Source organism: Agarivorans sp. DSG3-1, assembly GCF_046774965.1.
GTDB lineage: Bacteria > Pseudomonadota > Gammaproteobacteria > Enterobacterales > Celerinatantimonadaceae > Agarivorans.
In genome coordinates, this window is sequence record NZ_CP177241.1 from 2,476,643 (window position 1) to 2,495,841 (window position 19,199).

A 19,199-nucleotide genomic window follows, 5' to 3' on the forward strand; every position below is an offset into this window, starting at 1 on the left:
AGCTTATGTGTTGTGGCATTACACCAGATTGACCACTGCTTCGTTTACTTAGATTTATCTGTCCACTTTTCATTGTGAACCAGTTGGTCTAGTTGTTCTCTAGGTAGCCAGCCAAACTGTTCTAGCTCTGGTTTTTCGCTAAAGCTCGACACATAGCCCAGGCACAGGTAGCCAATAATTTCTAAACGCTCGGGAATGGCAAGGGTGTCGCGTAATACTTGATCATGAATAATGCTTACCCAGCCTAGGCCGAGATTTTCGGCACGCGCGGCCAGCCACATGTTTTGAATAGCGCATACGGTGCTGTATAAATCCATTTCTGGTTTTATGGTGCGGCCAATCACTACTGGGCCATTGCGTTCTCTGTCGCAGGTAACACAAATGCCAAGTGGGGCTTCTAATATGCCTTCTAGTTTAAAGCGTTGGTAGGTATCGCGTTTTTCTTGAGAGAAAAGCTTGGCCGATTCGGCACTGGCGGCTTGATAGCCGCGTTTAATCGCCTGTTTAGTTTGCTCTTGGGTCACTAAGATAAAATCCCAAGGTTGGCTAAAACCGACACTTGGTGCATGATGCGCCGCCGCCAGAATTCGTTGAACAACATCTTGTGGAATGGCTTTGTTGATGAAGTCTTTACGCACGTCTCTGCGCGAATAAATCACTTTGTAAAGTGCATCTCTTTCGGCTTGGCTGATGTTCATACTGTTCTTTATTATTGCTTATTTGGCCACATTAAACCTGAGTGGGCTGCGGGGTTCAACTTATTCAGGGCGGCCGAAACAGGGTATGAAAACAAAAACAGGCCAATACTTTGGCCTGTTTGTTAGTTCATTAAAACCTAAGTTTAAGGTTTATCATCAGCCTTTGGCTGGTCTTGCTCAAAATCGTCTAAATAGTTTTTAGGCGGTGGCGTCCAGCCTCTATCGGTTAGAGAGTGGCCGTCACTTCGGTCTTTGTTCATGGCTTTGCCTAACAGATCTTCTAGTTGCAAAAACAGATCGCGATAGTCATTACTAAAGCGGTTATCTTCGCTGCTCGCCAGCCAAGTTTGATAAAGCTTCTCTTTGTTGTCTTTTTCAATTTGGTCGAAAGCATTTTTAAGCTGTTCAGCCTTAAACGGATGAAAGCCTAGTTCAGACAGTGCTCGACCGCCCATCTCCAGCGCCGAGTAGTAGGCTTCGGTAATAATGTGGTCTGCTCCTAAGCTACGAAGCTCGTAAGCGTGGCCACGGTCAAAGGCACGTACCATTAAGCGCACATGTGGAAAGTTATGTTTTACGTACTTAACAATGTCTCTTACCCGCTCTTTATCATCAATGGTGACTACCATGAGCTTGGCTTCTTCAATGCCTGCAGTGTGCAATAACTCGGGTTGTGTGGCGTCTCCAAAGTAGCTTTTGATGTTAATTTTGCGCATCAATTCTACTTGAGCAACTTGGTGGTCGAGCACCACGGTTTTTATGCCATTGGCCACTAGGAAGCGGTTTACAATTTGCCCAAAACGACCAATACCGGCAATGATTACCGTGCCTTTTTCGTCAATTTCATCGGGTTCTTGATGGTTCTCGGCTTCTTCGTAACGCGGCAATATCACTTTGTCGTAAAGAATAAACAGGCTAGGGGTTAAGAACATGGAGAAGGCCACAACCAAAGACAGTATTTGCGCAATGTCTTGAGGGATAACGTGGTTTTGGACGGTATAGCTAAGTAATACGAAGCCAAATTCACCCGCTTGCGCCAAACTAAGTGCAAACAACCAACGGTCGCTGTTTTTAATTTTAAAGATGATGGCCAGTACAAACAGTACTGAGGCTTTAATTAGCATAACCGCTAAGGCCATGGCGATAACTTTAGGCCAATGAACTTGTAGTACCCCAAAATCTACGCCTGCGCCAACGGTGATAAAAAATAGCCCCAACAGCAGCCCTTTAAAGGGCTCGATGGTGGATTCTAACTCGTGCCTAAACTCACTGTTGGCCAATACTACCCCAGCCAAAAACGCGCCTAATGCCGGCGATAAACCAATCAAGCCCATTAACGCTGCTATGCCAATTACCAGCATTAAAGTAGCGGCAGTGAAGATCTCACGCAGGCCAGAGCTTGCTACATAACGAAACAGGGGGCGACTAAGATAATGGCCGCCTATCACTAAGGCTGCAATGGCTAGCACAACCACCAGGGCATAGGCCCAACCGGGGAGGTGAGCCACTAGATTTAAGCTGTCACCATGTTCGGCAGCGGCTTGGCCCAGTTGCTCGGCTTTTTCAATTAACTCTGGTAATGCGAGCAGCGGAATAAGCGCCAGCATGGGAATTACGGCGATATCTTGGAACAGCAACACCGAAAACGACGAACGGCCGCCATCAGTTTTATTTAGGCCTTTTTCATTAAAGGTTTGCAGCACAATTGCGGTAGAAGACAGCGAAAAGATTAGGCCAATGGCGAGCGCAATGGTCCACTGTAAATCAAAGGCTAGGGCGATACCCATCACCACAATGGTAGTTAACGATACTTGCAGACCGCCTAAACCAATGAGCTTGTGGCGCATATCCCATAACATGCGGGGTTCTAATTCTAGTCCCACCACAAACAGCATCATCACCACACCAAACTCTGCAAAGTGCTGAATGGTGGCGGTTTCGGTGCCAACTAAACCGATTACTGGCCCAATAATGACACCAGCAATTAAATAACCCAGCACCGAGCCCAAACCGAGTTTTTTAGCTAAAGGAACCGCTAATACAGCAGCAATAAGATAGACAAAGGCTTGTAGAAAATAACCGGTCATAAGGCCTCCTTGAACAAGTTATTAGGAAGCTGAGTGAGCTTGTCTAAGCGGCTGGCCAGTTCTAAATCCACCTTGTTTTCAACAAGATTAACCAATAGCTTTTTCCAATTATTTAGATGAACACCCACTCGTTGCTCTTCTGCAGCAGTTCGCGAGGCAAATAACGCAAAGGGCGCTAAGTAACGCATGCCAATTAGTGATGCGGTTTGTTCTAGCGGGTGTAATAGTTCGCGAATAGTGAAGTGGTTATAGCCTTTATCGCAGTAGGCGTTTTCGGCACCGCCAGCGGTGATGGCACAGAGTAAACTTTTGCCATGTAGCATGTTGCCGTCGTGCCCATAAGCAAAGCCATATTCCAGTACTAAGTCTTGCCATTCTTTTAAAATAGCGGGAGTAGAATACCAATATAAAGGGAACTGCATAATCACTATGTCGTGTTCCAATAAGCGCTGTTGTTCTTTATCTACATTAATGCGAAAAGTAGGGTACTCGCGGTATAAATCTACCGCTGTTACTCCTGCAATGTTGCTAGCTAGCTTAAACATAGGCCGATTTATTTCTGAGCGGTCTTGCGAGGGGTGAGCAAATAACACTAATACTTTTTGATTTTGCTGGGGCATTGATAATTCCTTTTAAGCCTAGATAAAGGGCAGCGTTAAAACGGCTTCTAATATTGGTATATTTGCGAACGATTGACAAAGCTGCAACAAACCAAGGCCTGAGTAACAATACTCACCATAGTGAGTTATAGCAGACATTTACATCGGTTTTTTCATGGGCAGCGTATTGTGCGTAAATAGTGCCGCAAATAGCGCTAGTTGATACCTTCTTTAGTCATGGTGCTTAGTTGTGCACTTAGTTTGATTTACTGGTGTTGGTTACCGAAGTCGCCTTGTATCTTTGATGGCTGAAACGTTGCAGATGCTCTACATGTAACAGCTCTAAGTTTATTTGTCCGTTAAAGTAAGGCGCTTGCACCACTAAGGTATGAAACTCTCCATTTTCACCACAAGGGTCAATATCTGGTGGCAGTTCACTAAGCAGTTCCTTGTTGTATTCTCGGCCACAGTATTCTCTTGGTAAGCGTTCACTATCAACAGTGATTAAAAATGTCTTAATACCGCTACTAAGAATATCTGCAGCCAGTGATTCTGAAGCTTCGCCTAACAAGGGGAAAACACATTCCCATCCTGCGGGTTCTATATAACTTCTTCGATAATCAACAATACCGTTACAAAACATGTCTCCAAAGGCGATTGCATCTATCGCAACACCCGATTTTTTCAGCCCATTAATCACGGTACTTTGGTAAATGTGATTACTGGGAAAAACCTCTGGAAGTTCTATGGTGATGAGAGGCAAACCGATAAGGTCTGCTTGCATTTGCACAACGTTTAAAGGGGTTGCTTGAAATGGAACGTCGTTTTTCACATGTGTGGTGTATAAGGCGGTAACCTTATATGTTGGGTCTTTAAGCAGCCGCAAAAGAGTGAGCGTAGAGTCTTTACCTGATGACCAACTAATAACAACGTTCTTTCTCATGGTGTAAGCCTAACAGTGAAAACAGCCCAAAGGCGATGGAGTTTATTCAGCATAAACATGGGCTGTTTTGTGCAATGATTAGCGGCAGCGCATTTGGTACAACTTCAAAACGGGCATGATTAAACTTATGCGGTTCGCCGTCTAAGTTTGTGGGTATAAACTGTTCTGATTTAGTCTCTAACCAAGGAGTTTGCCAAGTCACAATATACTCGCCGTTTTGGATGTCGCCATTGCCAAAAGCAGCGGCTTCTTGCAGTACTTGGCTTAAGGCGGTAGCGGGGAAATCCCGCACAATGCATATGTCCATCAAACCGTCGTTTAAGTAAGCATTTGGCCCCAGTATTTGACCGCCGCCGGCCTGCTTGCCATTACAAAGCGCACCAATGATTAAACCACCGTTAAAGTTTTTATCAGGGCTACTAAGTTCTCCCACATAAGGCTTAAAGTTCAAGGCTTGTACTATTCCAGAGAGGGTATAAGCGCCACCACCTAAAAAGTTTTTTAGCTCTACCGGTGTTTCGGCGGTGATTTGTGCGCCAAAACCGGCGGTGAGTACGTTCATAAAATAGTACTGTTGTTGATTCTCTAAATCTTTAGCGCTTATTACATCCACCATTTGCGCAGAATGTTCCAAGGCAAAGGTGATGGCATTTAAAGGATTAGTAGGAATCTGGCAAGCGGTAGCAAAGTCATTGGCGGTACCGAGGGGCAAAATGGCTAGGCTAGGGCGCTGCTCTGCAGGATAGAGCATTAAGGCTGATACCACTTCTTGTACCGAGCCATCACCGCCGCCAATCATTAGTTTTTTCTCTGGCGAGTTCCAACCTTGTTGGTGTGCTTCGGCGACTAGCCGCTCTACGTCGCCACCTTCCCAGGTGACTCTCACTTGAATGTTGTGCCCTTGCTGGCGCAGCTGAGAGACTGCCTCACGAATATCTGGAAGGTGTGCTTTCTTGCCGTTGAGTATTAGTCTAAGTTCCACAAATAGCCCTTATTTAATCAACATCTTAGTGGTTACTTCTACTATAAGTAGCCTGCGCAAATGTTGCTAGTATTGTCGGCGATTTGTGAACAAACAATCTGTTTACGCTTGCCCTTTCATTCGCAAGTATAAGTTTTCTACTTTATCGCGGGCCCATTGAGTTTTACGCAAAAATTTCAGGCTAGATTTAATGCTTGGGTCGTGAGTAAAGCAGCGAACATTGATCCGCGCGCCTAATTCGTCCCAGCCATAAAAATCGACCAGTTCTTTTAGAATGCTTTCAAGGGTTTTGCCGTGCAGAGGGTTGTTTTCTTGGGTCATGCTGGTAGCCAATAGTAAATTCTTGCTTATTGTAACAGCTCCTATTTATGGCGGGAAAAGTAAAACGACAAAGTTTTACTTAATAGGCTCACCCTTAAACGGGTTTTATAGGGTAAGCTGGAAGTGGATTTTTTACGATGGACAGATGTTTTATGGAAGGTTTGCTTCGTTTAGTGCGAATACTAACAAGTATTGGTTTGTTTGCTTTGGCTGCGGCGATTGTTTTTTTTACTTTAGAGTTACGCCAGTTTCGTGAGCAGTTACCCATGTTGTTGGAAAAAGTAGACGCTACAGCACAACGAGTAGACCCGATAGTGGCAGAGGTCGCCGAGCTTAAAACTTTCATTCCACAAATCATTGAGCAAAGCGCTGGTTACCAAGCGTTGATTCCAGAAGTACTAGAGCGTATTGATGTTATTAACCAACAGTTGCCCATAATCATTGATGAAGTGACCACGATTAGCCAAGCAATAGAGCCAATATTGGCTGAATCGGATGCGTGGCGTGGTGAACTACCCGCAGTATTAAAGCGAGTTGATGACACTAATACAACGGTGAGAGGCACTAACCAACAAATAGCTAAAGTGGTGCCTCAAGTACCGCTTATTTTGGCTGAAAGTGAAGCCTTACGAGTAGAGATACCAGAGATGATCGCCAGTGCCGATGAGCTAGTAGGTAAGGCTGAAGAAGCCGGAAAAGAAGCAAGCCGTGGTTTGGTATCAGGCTTTGTAGGCGGCATTCTTACTTCGCCATTTAATCTCATTGGTAAAATAGGTGAAAACACCACTGAGCGTTTGGGCTTCAAAAATGCCGACAGCCTCACTGAAACCGACCGAGAACAGTACGCCAAGGCGATGAAAAAATTGATGAAAGCCCCCAAGCAGGATGCGAAAGAGCAATGGAGTAACCGCCGTTCTGGTAACAGTGGTTTGATCACCATAAAATCCATTGATAAACAGGGCCAAGCGATTTGTTATCAATTACTTAGCGACTTTATTATTGCCGAAGGTGAGGATGCTGGTGAACACCAGCTGACGACCGAAACTTGTGAAGAGTAGCAGCATAAAAAAGATCTTTTGTGGTCGAGAAAGCTAAAGTTATTCTCAATAAAGCCGCTACAGAAGCGATTACCAGGAATCAGGAGGTAGAATGGAAATCAATGGTGCAAGCACTTCTCAATCAATGGAAGTGATTTCAGCCAAGTTGGCTAAAAGCCAACAAGAGCAAGACGGTAAAGCTGTACAAGAATTAGTTGCCGCAGCTGATGTTCCTGAGGCCGCGCCAGCGAGCCGATCGGGACTAGGCGAAACAATAAACATTAAAGTGTAAGTAGACTAAGCCGCAGTAGCGGCTTATTTTTTTGCTTTTTATTCAATGTGCCATATTGAATACCTTCCCATAGCTCCCCCCTCTATATGTGTTCAACAGGTTGAAGTACTCCATCATCATAAAAGTCATCCCAGTGCATGACTAAAATGGAATCGAGCTTAGTGTGTGATGACATTACAGAGCAAAAAGCCGCTTAAAGTAAACTTGAGCATAGCAAGCGCTAAGAGCTTGGATAAACCTAATGTACCGGCGGCATTCCAAGCTGTATTGACTCAACACCATGGTTAGAAGATTAATTAAGCGCTAGTCAAATTACTTGGGTAGGGAGCTGCAAGCGCGTTCGAGTGCTTTGGAATGTTGACCTAGACCAATACTCAAGATGGCGAGCCTTGCCATTATTGAAGCGTTTAGCTTGCGAATTATGGCGCCGAAAAGAATGGAGCGACACAGTTTGTACAAAGATTGAGAATCCTATCAACCACACTATTCATTGAGGTAAAAATTTTGTCGCTAAGGCTGACAATACGCTTATTTTATCTTTAGTTTGGACATTAATAGGGCATCACCTTCGATATAAAGGCTGGTATCTATTGGTAGTTTAAGCATGAGCATTTTAAGAAAAGCTTCGATGTAAGCTGTATTTTTTGAACATTGATCACTATTCGGACGACGGTATTAGACCTTAATCGCATTTATCAATACCCAGTCACATTTGTATTATTAAATTATATTACAATTGGTGTTCGTTAGAGTTTGAAAACACTATTGTATAGGGTTTTAGATAATGTGGAAAAGGATATAGCTGTTATTTCCACATCAATACACAGCGCTAAATTGGTTTTGTACTACAAAATGCATTATCGATTTATACAACATTAGGTGAATGGGTAAATGAAACATATCTATCTTAAAAGCTTGTTAGCAACGTCTGTTTTTTTAGCTGTAGGTTGTACATCAACCTCTGATCCTGTTAATGAGTTCGTTAATAACAAGGAAACGGGTGAAGCTTTATTAACGCCAGTAGCAGTTACAGCAAGTAGCCACGATGGTAACGGCCCTGACCGTTTATTGGACCAAGATCTTACAACGCGTTGGTCTTCAGCGGGTGACGGTGAATGGGCAATGTTGGACTTTGGTTCTGTTCAAGAGTTTGATGCCGTTCAAGCTGCATTTAGTAAAGGTAACCAGCGCCAGTCTAAATTTGATATCCAAATGAGTGTTGATGGTGAAAACTGGACTACTGTACTCGAAAGCCAAATGAGTTCGGGTAAAGCCCTTGGTCTAGAGCGCTTTCAGTTTGAGCCTGCGGTAAATGCACGTTACGTAAAATACGTTGGGCACGGCAATACTAAAAATGGTTGGAACAGTGTTACTGAGCTAGCTGCCGTGAACTGTGACATTAATGCTTGTCCTTCAAGCCACATCATTACGTCAGCAGTTGTTGCTGCTGAAGCATCAATGATTGCCGAAATGAAAGCGGCAGAGAAAGCGTATAAAGAATCGCGTAAAAACCTTCGTTCAGGTGATTTTGGTGAGCCAGCAGTATACCCTTGTGATACTACGGTAAATTGTTCGCGTAGTGAGCTTCCGCCAACACCAAGCTTGCCAGCAACCCCTCTAGCAGGTAATGCACCGAGCGAAAACTTTGATTTGTCATATTGGTACCTATCTCAGCCTTTTGACCATGATAAAAATGAACGTCCAGACGACGTGTCTGAATGGAACTTAGCAAACGGTTACCAACACCCCGAGATTTTCTACACCGCTGATGATGGTGGCCTAGTATTTAAGTCTTACGTGAAAGGTGTTCGTACCTCTAAAAACACCAAGTATGCTCGTACCGAGCTTCGTGAGATGCTACGTCGCGGTAACATGTCACATAGCACTAAAGGTGTGAACAAAAACAACTGGGTATTCTCAAGTGCTCCTGAAGCAGACTTAAAAGCGGCTGGCGGTATTGATGGCGTTTTAGAAGCAACCCTGAAAATTGACCACGCTACGACTACCGGTAAAGCCAATGAAGTAGGTCGCTTTATCATTGGTCAAATCCACGACCAAAACGATGAGCCAATTCGTTTGTACTACCGTAAACTGCCAAACCAAGCAACAGGTGCTGTTTACTTTGCACATGAAAGCCAAGATGCCACAAAAGAGGATTTTTATCCGCTAGTGGGTGGCTTGACAGCTGAGGTTGGTGAGGATGGTATCGCTCTAGGTGAGATCTTCAGCTACCGTATTGAAGTGGTTGGCAACATGATGACAGTTAGTGTTATGCGTGAAGGCAAAGAAGACGCCGTTCAGGTAGTTGACATGAGTGACAGTGGCTACGATGTTGGCGGCAAGTACATGTACTTTAAAGCTGGTGTTTACAATCAAAACATCTCTGGTGACTTAGACGATTACGCTCAAGCTACCTTCTACAAGCTTGAAGCCTCTCATGATACATACACAGAGAAATAAGCTTTAGTTATCACTCTGTTTGTAAAAAAGAACCCCGCTCAGAGCGGGGTTTTTCTTTATTAGGATTTTAAATCTAGCGGCATTCTTAATCACTCTTCTTCGTTAAGTGGGCTTGTTCTTTCCTCCTCTTTCTCATTCAGCTGCAACCAAGGAACAAGCTATTCCAGCAAGCCGCTCAGAACTCGGTGGAGCAATAAGTATTAACGAGTAGGTAGACTAAGCTGCAGTTGTCGTTTATTTTTTTGCTTTATATTCAATGTTTAAGTAATCAAAGACAAAGCCCATTAACCATAAAGGGCCAATCAGTAAGTATTGAATGTCTTCAAAAAATGAGGGCTTTTCCCCTTCAATTTTATGGCCAATAAACTGACCAATCCAGGCCACTACAAATATCCAGATACTGCATTGCCAAAGAGGAATTGGGCTCAATGTACTGATCAAATCGCATAACAGAAAACACGACAGGGTGAATAAAGCCATCGCCAACGCGAGTGCTTTGGATAAGCGTAAGTAAAACCAATGAATAGGTAGAGCTAAAAGGCTGGCGACATTTATCCAAGGGGAAAGTTGTTGATCACTGACAAATGCTGATAAAGGCAGAGACCATAAAAGGCCAACAATACTGAAATAGATGGCAGGCACCATAAACCAGTGAATGGCTTTGTTGGTAGGGTTTTTATGGCTCACGGCATATTCATTAAACCATTGCTGCACGGGTTTTGGCATAACTTGGCATCCTGCTAAGTGTTAACAGTTTGTTACCATAACAGTTGCAGCTCTGACCAGTTAGCCGAAGACTAGAACTTGAGATCAAGATCTCATGTGGCAATGGAGAAGCGTATACCGTGGCCAAATAATTAGCCTTGGTCGAGGTGTTTGAGTTGTTTTATAAAGCTATCTATCGCTTTATCGTCATGCACCGAAAACTGGTATTTATTGTGAAAAAATACACTAAGATCCAATTGTTGGTTACTGAGCACAATGGTGTAACCATCCCAATCGGAGCTAGCCTGTAAACCTTGATACAGGTAGCCTTCACCCTGCTTTATGCCTAAGCGGGTAATTTTTTCATATACTCGAAGCGCTAGGTTTACATCAACAACGCGTTGCATCACTTTCTCCTAAAATGTTTAGCATGGTTTAGTCAAACTGCTTACCTACGCCACAACTTTGTTCATCGCAACGGGCTTTGCCAGTTAACAAACGTGATATTTTGAAGCGATTTTTAGCAAACACCAAATAGGCTTTGTCAGATACTCCACGTAATAGCGGGGTGCGTAGCAGTTGTATCCATGGCTTTTGATTCACCAGCCCCCAAGCTTGAGCGGTAACATCTAAGCCTAGTAACAATGTTCCTGTTTCGGTTTCTGCATGTAGTATATCGCTGGCTTCTGTTCGGTTTATGTGTGGAAATTTGTCGGTAAACTCAGCTTGGTTGATGTCTTGTAATTCTATTAGCTCTCGGTGATCAAAAAACTTAAGTTGACGCATTTCTTCTGCACATAAAGGGCATTGGCCATCATAAAAAATTCGTAATTGCATAAGTACTCCGGTTTATTGGTAGGCAAGTATTAGTAGGTGAGTGCTCACCACTACGCAGGTTAAAATTAAGCGTAAACGTTGGTAAGACGGACTTAAGCGGCTAGGAGGATGGCTATGCCATTCACGGTAATAAATAACTATATAAGCACCGGCCAGTAAAATGAGTGCACTGCTGGTGGAATTTAGCATTAAACATACAAAGCTGAGTACACTCAGTAGGTTGCTAATAATTAGTTGTTTACTGCTATGGCTTTCGCCGTTTAATGCTTGCGCCCACAAGCTTCCACAAAGAAAGCTTAAGATGACTGCGCTATATCCAACAAACAATTGCTGAGGGCTGTGTGTGAACAACTTTATTTGCATTAGTGTGGCCAAACATAAAGCGATGAAAACACTTAACCCTGCGTATCCTAAAAAAGTGATTGTGCGCTGTAGTTTGTCCAAAATACCGTCCTTAACGATTTACTACTTTATTAAACGTAGTAAGCAGGCATTTGGATCGACCTTGTTAAAGGTGCAAGCTTAGTGGGGTATATGGTTACAACTAAGTAAAGCCTTAGGTACCCGATTTATCCAAGGGTAGTACATTGCAAAATAGCTCTCGCTCGTATTGTTTTTCTAGGTGATCACGCCAATTGCGTTTCTGAATGGGAACCAAATAAAAGGTTTCACGGCTAGTGTCGGTAACAAACGCCATACCACGAGGCATGAGTTCATAGTGAATATCGTGCACAAAACCCAGTGAAAAGCTTTGGCGGCCAGTAAGGTGGTTAATGTCTTCTCGCGACAAACAAACCCCTTTTTTGTCTTCGGCGAAACGGTCGCATAACCATTCTGAAAACTGTTTAGCGCTGATCATAGTCATTGCAATCGCCTCCTAAATGCTGAGTGTTTTTTAGTCAGTTGAATAGTTAAGGTATAGCAGATGTAACAGTCTTTTTTTTATAAGTATTTATGTCAGTTTGTTTTTTTTGCTGTAAATGACGAGATAAAACAGAGGCTTACTATTTAGAGGGAATGCAGTAAATGCATCCCCTCTGAGTAATGCTAGAAGTTAGCTAAGAAGAATGGAATCAATAAGGCATTCACCAAATCAATGAAGAAGGCACAGACCAAAGGCACAATAATAAAGGCGAGGTGTGAGTTACCATAGCGCTGCGATACCGCTGACATATTTGCCATTGCAGTAGGTGTAGAGCCTAGCGATATACCACCAAAGCCTGAACAAATTACTGCGGCGTCGTAGCTTTTGCCCATTGCTGGGAATACGATGAAAATGTTCACTAGAATGGCAATCACAAACTGGGCGCTTAGGATGGCAAAAATAGGACCCGCTAAATCAATTAGCGTCCACAATTGCATGCTCATTAGCGACATCGCTAAAAAAGTACCTAGGGAAATATCGGCAATTAATGCAATGGCGGGTTTGCGGGTTGGCCATTGGGTACCCGTTATACGCGGTAGCGAAGACGGTACCAAGTTGGTCATTACAATACCGGCAAATAAACAGGTTACAAATAGCGGTAGCTGTAAGCCCACGTTGGCAATGATTTCATTCAGTATGAAGCCTAAAATGACACAGATGTGAATCGCTAAAATGGCATCTAAAAAGTCAAAACCAGTGATCCCTTTATCTTTGTTCTCTTCTGCCACTCCAACGTCTAGCGGCTCATCTTTTTTAGGGCTTAGGTTATGTCGGTTCACTAAGAATTGAGCAATTGGGCCACCCATTAAGCTGGCAAGTATTAGCCCGAAGGTTGCACTGGCAATACCAATTTCCATGGCGTTTGTTACGCCAAAATCTTCGGCAATTCGTGGTGCCCACGCAATGGCCGTACCGTGTCCACCAATTAACGATACACTTCCGCCTAAGAGGCCCACGGCAGAGTCTAGACCGAAAATTTTCGCCACAGTGATACCGGTGAGATTTTGAAGAATCATGTAACCGATGGTAATGCCGAGTAAAATCACTAAGGGCATCCCACCTTTTAGCAAATCTTTTAAACTGGAGTTGATTCCAATGGTGGTGAAGAAGTAGACCAGCAAAATATCGCGAGCGATTAAGGTGAACTCAATCTCTACTGAGGTGAGGGCGTAAATAAGACCAATGATTACCGAGAACAAAATGCCTCCGGTAACGGGTTCAGGAATACTGAACTCTCTTAAAAAATTAACCGCTCTGTTAATTCGTCGGCCAATAAACAACACCAATATGCCGATGGTGGCGGTAAAAAAGGAGTCAAATACTAAAACTCCGTCATTGAACTCAATGCCCATACAATTTCCTATTAGCTAAATGTTATTAAGCAAGCTGGGCTTGCTGAGTAAGATCCATCCTACTTAGGGTGATAAGTGGCGAAATAGTTGCAGTGAATGCTGAAAATATTTCGCTATTTAGTGTAGAGATAGTTCTAATCAGAGTAAACCAAGGTATGTAAACGCAGCAGGCCATGGGGCTTAGGTGAGGTTTGTTGCTTGGAGAAAAGCCTAAGGAAATAAAATTATTCAGCAGAGCTTGTTAGTATCAAAGGGCTATTTATAGGCTGTTAATCTCGCCAATTATGTTTTTTTAGGAACTAATCCTGCCAAATTCGCATTTATCACTTCTGTCACAAACTAAAGATAGACCATTTAGCTTGGCTTGCGATAGAGTCGGTGTTCAGTTTGTAAAGGTAAGCAATAATGCGACGCATCATTTTAATTATGGCGGCGTTGATTACTGTTGCTACATGGATGTTTTACAGTAACGACGCTGCTGATTCGGCAGCCATTCCGAATAAACCCGTTACCGTAGAAGTGGTGACTATAGAGAAAGGCCAGCTGCGCGAACAAGTGCATTTGTTAGGCAACGTATTCTCCGCCAGCTCGGTGAATATTAACCCTGAGGTTGATGGCCGTATTGCTACTGTGGCAGTTAAATCTAGCCAAGCAGTTAGCAAAGGCCAGCTATTGGTGCAGCTTGATAACCGCCATCAACAGGCGGTGTTACAGCGTGAACAAGCCCGTTTAGACGACATTCTTCGCCAACATAAAAACTTACTACAACTGTTACCCAAAGGTGCCACTACTCAGGCTGAAGTAGATCGTTATGAGTCACAAGTAGCGATGCAGAAAGCTGAATTAGCGATTGCCACGGCAGCTTTGCAAGATAGAGCTATTCGAGCGCCTTTTAGCGGCAAACTGGGGCTGGTTGACTTAAGCCCCGGCCAATTGGTGAATACCGACACCACTCTTACGACGTTAGATAATGCTGATACTTTACGCCTCAATGTACCGGTGGCAGCCCGCTATTTAGGGCGAGTTGCCGTTGGCCAACAAGCGCAAGTGCATCAAGCTGGGCTTCAACATCAAGTGTTTGATGCCACGGTGAGTAGTATTGATAGCCGAGTGCGTGGCGAAAGCCTCAATGTTTACATTCAGTTGTCTATTGATAATAAACAAGCGGGTTTGGCACCGGGGGCTCTGGTTACGGGTGAGTTAGCATTAAGCGCGCCAGAGCGTTTACTGTTGCCCTTGCAAGCGGTGGCCTACGACGGTGATCGCCGTTTTGCTTACCGAGTAAACCAGCAGCAGGTGGACAAAGTTGAACTAGAGTTGGGCGTGCGTGGCAATAATGTAGTGGAAGTACTGAGTGGTTTGGAAGCAGGCGATAAAGTGGTGTATCGCGGATTAGTGAAGCTTCACGATGGGATTGAGGTTGACGTACTAAACTAATGAAAATTTCAGATCTGTCGATGTATCGCCCGGTAGCGGCGATAGTACTAAGCATATTATTGATGTTATTTGGGGTTGTTGGCTACAGCCAACTGCCGGTGCGCGAAATGCCCGACATTGAAAGCCCTGTCGTTTCTATTGGTACGCCATATCGTGGCAGTGCTTCCTCCATCGTCGAATCGCAAATCACCAACCCGATAGAAGATGAACTTAGCGGCATTGATGGTATTGATTACATCTGGTCATCGTCTTGGGATGGCTGGTCTGGCATTACTATCACCTTCAAGCAAGGCTCTGACATGCTGGCGGCGGTGAGCGATGTGCGAGATGCGGTAAGCCGTGCGCGTAATCGTCTGCCTGATGATGTAGATGAACCGGTGGTGCGTAAAAACGACAGTGAAGAAGCGCCATTTATGTGGCTAAACCTTACTGCTACTTTGCAAGACCGCGTTGAGTTAAGTGACTTTGCCGAACGGATACTGATTGAACGTTTAAGCCTACTACCCGGAGTGAGTGCGGTAAATACCTCTGGTTTGGTTGAGCGGGTAATGTACGTGGAGTTAGATCCCATTGCGATGGCCGGGCGCGGGCTCACCACCAATGATGTTATTGATGCGCTTAATCGAGAAAACCTGCAGTTGCCGGCCGGTTATGTTCGAAATGACAGCCTAAATATTGTGGTGCGCATGGAGCGCATGTATCAGCAAGCCGATGATTTTGCTGAGCTACAAATTGCTAACCTAAATGGCGACAGCGTTACCCTCGATGATATCGCCCACATCTACATTGGCGCTAAAAAAGACACCACTACCTTTAAAAGCAACGGCGTAGACAGCATGGGCTTGGGCATTGTTGCTATGTCTAAAGCTAATCCTTTGGAAGTGGCTGATACGGTTAACAAAGAACTGGCTTCTCTGCAGCGTTTCTTGCCTGAAGGCGCTGAGTTAAGTGTTGATTACGATAGCACTATTTTTATCCGCCAGGCGATTAACGAGGTGTATTCAACCCTAGCGATTTGTGCCTTGTTAGTGGTGGCAGTGTTGTATTTATTTTTGGGACGACTAAGCGCCACCATTATTCCTGCGGTAACCGTACCTGTATCTTTAGTGGCTGCTTTCTCGGTGGCTTATATGCTGGGTTACAGCATTAATTTAGTGACTCTGATGGCCCTCATTTTAGCCATTGGTTTGGTGGTGGATGATGCGATTGTGGTGGTGGAGAATATCATTCGCCATAGAGCCGCGGGCGCACCGCCTTTGGTTGCGGCGTTTCGCGGTGCAAAAGAGCTAAATTTTGCTGTTATTGCTACCACTGTTGTATTGGTCATGGTGTTTTTGCCGCTGGTATTTATGCAGGGAAAAATTGGCGATTTGTTTAGCGAATTTGCGGTGTTGCTGTCGGCTGCGGTGATTTTCTCTTCTTTAGTGGCGCTGACTCTTGCACCCGTAATGGCGGGTAAGCTATTTGAGAAAGATCCCACTAAGGTGACTTGGCTCAATCGCTCGGTAGGCCGAGCAATGACAGCGCTGCAGAACAGGTATGCGGCTTTGTTGGAAAAAGTGGTGCATTTTAAAGTGAGCGCTATGCTGGTGGTTGTGGCGTGTATGGTCTTGCTTGTGTGGGCTTATCAGCAGCAAAATCCGGCCTTTGCACCTAAAGAAGACCGAGGGGTTGTTAACGTATACGTTGGTGGCGTGGAGGCGACCAGTTACGATCGCATGGTAGAAAGCATGGCGCAAATTGAGCAGCGTTTATTGCCAATGATGGATCAAGACGGCCCTATCGACACCCTTAATTATTCTGCCCCTGCTTTTGGCAGTTGGGCCGACCACCAGGGCTTTTTCATTGTTCGCTTAAAAGATTGGAGCCAGCGAACTCAAAATGCCGCTGAAGTAGTAGAGATGATCCGCGATGCTGCTCATGATGTCAGTGACGTAAAAGTCTACCCCTATCAACCCGGCTTTGGCGGTGGAATGGGCGAGCCAGTGCAATTTGTATTACAGGGCGATGATTACGAAAGCCTTTATCAATACGCTCAAATGCTAGAGAAAGAAGCCAACGATAGCGGCTTAATGCACGGGGTTCAGCTTGATTACAATCCCACTACGCCGGAGATACTGCTACAGGTAAATCGCTTAGCTGCCCGCGAGTTGGGTATTAGTATCGACGATATTGCTAGCACCTTAGAAGTACTGCTTGGAGGACGAGCTCAAACCCGATTCGAAGAGTTTGGCGAAGAGTATGATGTTTACTTAAAAGCCGATGAAAGTCAGTTCCAATCGCCCAGTGATTTGAGCAAGGTGTATCTGCGCAGTGCCAGTGGCGCCTTAGTGTCTTTAGACACCTTAGTAGAAGCGAATGATGTGGCATCGGCTCGAGGCTTGTTTCATTATCAACGGAAAAAGTCGATAAACCTTAAAGCTAACTTAAGTGACGATGTGAGCTTGGGCGAAGCACTGAGCTTTTTGAACCAGGCTTCTAGCGAAATTTTGCCCAGCGGCTATACCGTAGATTACGCTGGAGAATCAAAAGAGTTTTACGATAACCAGCGAGAAATCTGGTTGTTGTTTGCCATGGCTTTATTGGTTTGTTATTTGGTGTTAGCGGCGCAGTTTGAAAGCTTTATTAGCCCCGCCATTGTCATGCTAACCGTACCGCTGGGGCTGCTAGGAGGATTGCTCGGCATCCTTATTACTGGTGAAACTTTTAATATATACAGCCAGTTAGGTTTATTAATGCTTATTGGTATGGCAACCAAAAACGGTATTTTAATTGTAGAGTTTGCCAATCAATTACGCGACCAAGGTTTGGCAGTGAAAGAGGCCATTATTAAAGCGTCTACCAATCGCTTACGGCCGATTATTATGACGGCCATGACCACCTTGCTAGGGGCGGTGCCTATGTTGCTTGCCACTGGCGCCGGTTCGGAAACCCGCTTTGCGATTGGTATTGTAATATTTAGTGGCATGTTACTGGCCACTTTTGTGACGCTGTTTGTGGTACCGTGTTTGTATCATTTATTGGGGGGCTTAAGTGGCTCACCGGAAGCGCGTGCCGAACAACTTAATCAACAGTTACAAGGAAATAGCGCAATATCAAATCGCGACAACAGATGTGAGAACTAATGCGAAAAATGGATAAAAAACGCGATAAGGATATCGTGGCGGCTTTAACAACGGTGTGCGAAGCGGCTAAGCTAGATAACGCGGATTTTAGTTGGATAAGTCACCGAGTGAACTATCAGCGCTTTCCCGATAGTTTAGAAGTGCAGTGCGTTTACGCTCACCAAGATGCACTGCAGAGTGCGGAGCGGGTGGGTGAACAGAAGAAGATTATCGAGCAAATTAACCTAGAGTTAAATGCTAAAGGTATTCAGTTGAATAACCTTAAACGACAAGTTCGTTTTAGTAGCGAAGAATAGCGATTAGTCGCTACTAAAACAGCGCGAGATTATTCGCCTTCTTGCTCTGGCCATATTTGCTCTTCAGCTGGCGCTTGCGGCTTTTCGTCGGCCGCTTTTACGCGAATTTTGTTACCCGCTTGCTTAGTGCCGTTGAGTGCGTCAATCGCTGCTTGAGCGGCGCTATCGTCGGCCAATTCAACAAAGCCAAAACCTTTTGATTTGCCACTTTCTTGATCCATCACTAAGTCGCAACTCTGTACTTCTCCGTGGGCTTCAAATAAGGCTGACAACTCGGTTTCGGTAATGGTGCGAGTTAGGTTGCGGACTAATAATTTCATGGTGTACCCACTGTTGGCGGAGAAAAAAGGGCGGCGATTGTGCCATATCATCTTGAGGCATACCACCGGAAATCAGCTATTCAATAGCTTTTATTTTATATCACTCATTGTTACGCAATTTTACGTAAAAAGCTCGCGACATTTGCTTTACTCTTATTGCTTATCTGTTGCATTAAGCTAAAGCTTGGTTGGTCTAGATGGTATTGATTAGCGAGTTGCTCTAGCAGACAGTTCCATAGCTTGGCTGTCATCTCTGAATCGGCTAACGCTCGGTGAAATACACCGTCGTTATCAATATTGTTGTAAGCCACTAAACTCCCCAGTTTATGGTTGGGGGCGTCGGGAAATAAACGGCGTGACAACAACATAGAGCAGGCAAATTGGCCTTGAAGCCTTCGGCCTATTTGGGCAAATTCGGCCTCTAAAAAACGTTGATCAAATGAGGCGTTGTGCGCCACAAGGTTATGAGACCCCACAAATTGATAGAAACGTTCCATCACCTCTTCACAAGGAGGGGCGTCGCGTAACATGGTGTTACTAATGCCAGTGTAGTTTTCAATAAACGAGTTAACCCTAAACCCCGGATTCATTAATTCTTGAAAGCGCTGAGTGGCTTGACCATTTTCTAGGAGTACTGCCCCTATTTCTATCGCTCGGTCACCTTGGTTCGGTGACAAGCCAGTGGTTTCGAAATCGAGAACAATAACAGTATTAGCGGGGGAGGAAGGGTTCAAAAGTCAGGATCTTTTTAAGGATTACATCAAGGGGCCAATAATACCGCTG

19 protein-coding genes and 1 pseudogene are annotated in these 19,199 nt (G+C 44.6%); 6 read left to right on the forward strand and 14 right to left on the reverse strand.

Annotated elements, in window-relative coordinates:
- Window positions 1-44: 44 nt before the first annotated feature.
- The 6 genes and pseudogenes from bluB to ACLD71_RS11575 all read right to left on the reverse strand — a co-directional run.
- Window positions 45-698, reverse strand: coding sequence for a 5,6-dimethylbenzimidazole synthase (bluB, locus tag ACLD71_RS11550; RefSeq protein WP_137671997.1), 654 nt, complete (start codon window positions 696-698; stop codon window positions 45-47).
- Between the two features lie 143 nt (window positions 699-841).
- On the reverse strand, window positions 842-2,785 hold the full coding sequence (locus tag ACLD71_RS11555) for a monovalent cation:proton antiporter-2 (CPA2) family protein (RefSeq protein WP_137671996.1): 1,944 nt from the start codon (window positions 2,783-2,785) through the stop codon (window positions 842-844).
- Window positions 2,782-3,405, reverse strand: a complete 624-nt coding sequence (locus ACLD71_RS11560; protein ID WP_411990797.1) for an NAD(P)H-dependent oxidoreductase — start codon at window positions 3,403-3,405, stop codon at window positions 2,782-2,784. Before ACLD71_RS11560 ends, ACLD71_RS11555 begins: the two co-directional genes overlap by 4 nt.
- A 235-nt stretch (window positions 3,406-3,640) precedes the next feature.
- Complete coding sequence (locus tag ACLD71_RS11565) at window positions 3,641-4,327, reverse strand: hypothetical protein (protein WP_411990798.1); 687 nt, start codon at window positions 4,325-4,327, stop codon at window positions 3,641-3,643.
- A 46-nt stretch (window positions 4,328-4,373) separates the two neighbouring features.
- On the reverse strand, window positions 4,374-5,309 hold the full coding sequence (yegS, locus tag ACLD71_RS11570; protein ID WP_137671993.1) for a lipid kinase YegS: 936 nt from the start codon (window positions 5,307-5,309) through the stop codon (window positions 4,374-4,376).
- Window positions 5,310-5,429: 120 nt separating this feature from the next.
- A pseudogene (locus tag ACLD71_RS11575) lies at window positions 5,430-5,630 on the reverse strand (VF530 family DNA-binding protein); the annotation flags it as partial.
- Window positions 5,631-5,767: 137 nt separating this feature from the next.
- On the opposite strand from ACLD71_RS11575, the gene ACLD71_RS11580 reads away from it, so the two are divergent.
- The 3 genes from ACLD71_RS11580 (at window position 5,768) to ACLD71_RS11590 (ending at window position 9,419) form a co-directional block, all read left to right on the forward strand.
- The gene (locus ACLD71_RS11580) at window positions 5,768-6,688 is read left to right on the forward strand and encodes a hypothetical protein (protein WP_235836151.1); all 921 of its coding nucleotides are present in this window, start codon (window positions 5,768-5,770) and stop codon (window positions 6,686-6,688) included.
- A gap of 91 nt (window positions 6,689-6,779) precedes the next feature.
- The gene (locus tag ACLD71_RS11585; protein WP_411990799.1) at window positions 6,780-6,959 is read left to right on the forward strand and encodes a hypothetical protein; all 180 of its coding nucleotides are present in this window, start codon (window positions 6,780-6,782) and stop codon (window positions 6,957-6,959) included.
- An 891-nt stretch (window positions 6,960-7,850) separates the two neighbouring features.
- A complete protein-coding gene (locus ACLD71_RS11590; protein WP_137671990.1) occupies window positions 7,851-9,419 on the forward strand; it encodes a polysaccharide lyase family 7 protein in 1,569 nt (522 codons plus the stop codon).
- A gap of 234 nt (window positions 9,420-9,653) precedes the next feature.
- Here the strand turns inward: ACLD71_RS11590 and ACLD71_RS11595 are convergent, their stop codons facing one another.
- The 6 genes from ACLD71_RS11595 to gltS form a co-directional block, all read right to left on the reverse strand.
- Complete coding sequence (locus ACLD71_RS11595) at window positions 9,654-10,145, reverse strand: DUF962 domain-containing protein (RefSeq protein ID WP_411990800.1); 492 nt, start codon at window positions 10,143-10,145, stop codon at window positions 9,654-9,656.
- A 131-nt stretch (window positions 10,146-10,276) separates the two neighbouring features.
- On the reverse strand, window positions 10,277-10,531 hold the full coding sequence (locus tag ACLD71_RS11600) for a DUF3081 family protein (RefSeq protein WP_137671988.1): 255 nt from the start codon (window positions 10,529-10,531) through the stop codon (window positions 10,277-10,279).
- Between the two features lie 28 nt (window positions 10,532-10,559).
- On the reverse strand, window positions 10,560-10,961 hold the full coding sequence (locus ACLD71_RS11605) for a thiol-disulfide oxidoreductase DCC family protein (protein WP_137671987.1): 402 nt from the start codon (window positions 10,959-10,961) through the stop codon (window positions 10,560-10,562).
- Between the two features lie 12 nt (window positions 10,962-10,973).
- Window positions 10,974-11,405: a DUF3429 domain-containing protein gene (locus ACLD71_RS11610; protein ID WP_411990801.1), complete on the reverse strand. Its 432-nt coding sequence runs from the start codon at window positions 11,403-11,405 to the stop codon at window positions 10,974-10,976.
- A 112-nt stretch (window positions 11,406-11,517) separates the two neighbouring features.
- Window positions 11,518-11,826, reverse strand: coding sequence for a hypothetical protein (locus ACLD71_RS11615; RefSeq protein ID WP_137671985.1), 309 nt, complete (start codon window positions 11,824-11,826; stop codon window positions 11,518-11,520).
- 182 nt (window positions 11,827-12,008) lie between these two features.
- A complete protein-coding gene (gene gltS / locus ACLD71_RS11620) occupies window positions 12,009-13,238 on the reverse strand; it encodes a sodium/glutamate symporter (protein WP_201798686.1) in 1,230 nt (409 codons plus the stop codon).
- Window positions 13,239-13,643: 405 nt separating this feature from the next.
- On the opposite strand from gltS, the gene ACLD71_RS11625 reads away from it, so the two are divergent.
- The 3 genes from ACLD71_RS11625 to ACLD71_RS11635 are packed head-to-tail and all read left to right on the forward strand — an operon-like array spanning window position 13,644 to window position 18,096.
- On the forward strand, window positions 13,644-14,675 hold the full coding sequence (locus ACLD71_RS11625) for an efflux RND transporter periplasmic adaptor subunit (protein ID WP_411990802.1): 1,032 nt from the start codon (window positions 13,644-13,646) through the stop codon (window positions 14,673-14,675).
- Window positions 14,675-17,800, forward strand: coding sequence for an efflux RND transporter permease subunit (locus ACLD71_RS11630; RefSeq protein WP_411990803.1), 3,126 nt, complete (start codon window positions 14,675-14,677; stop codon window positions 17,798-17,800). Before ACLD71_RS11625 ends, ACLD71_RS11630 begins: the two co-directional genes overlap by 1 nt.
- A gap of 8 nt (window positions 17,801-17,808) precedes the next feature.
- A complete protein-coding gene (locus tag ACLD71_RS11635; protein ID WP_411990804.1) occupies window positions 17,809-18,096 on the forward strand; it encodes a hypothetical protein in 288 nt (95 codons plus the stop codon).
- A gap of 29 nt (window positions 18,097-18,125) precedes the next feature.
- Here ACLD71_RS11635 and ACLD71_RS11640 read toward each other — a convergent pair whose 3' ends face one another.
- Complete coding sequence (locus tag ACLD71_RS11640) at window positions 18,126-18,416, reverse strand: RNA recognition motif domain-containing protein (RefSeq protein ID WP_411990805.1); 291 nt, start codon at window positions 18,414-18,416, stop codon at window positions 18,126-18,128.
- A 110-nt stretch (window positions 18,417-18,526) separates the two neighbouring features.
- Window positions 18,527-19,150, reverse strand: coding sequence for a PolC-type DNA polymerase III (locus tag ACLD71_RS11645; protein ID WP_411990807.1), 624 nt, complete (start codon window positions 19,148-19,150; stop codon window positions 18,527-18,529).
- Window positions 19,151-19,199 lie beyond the last annotated feature (49 nt).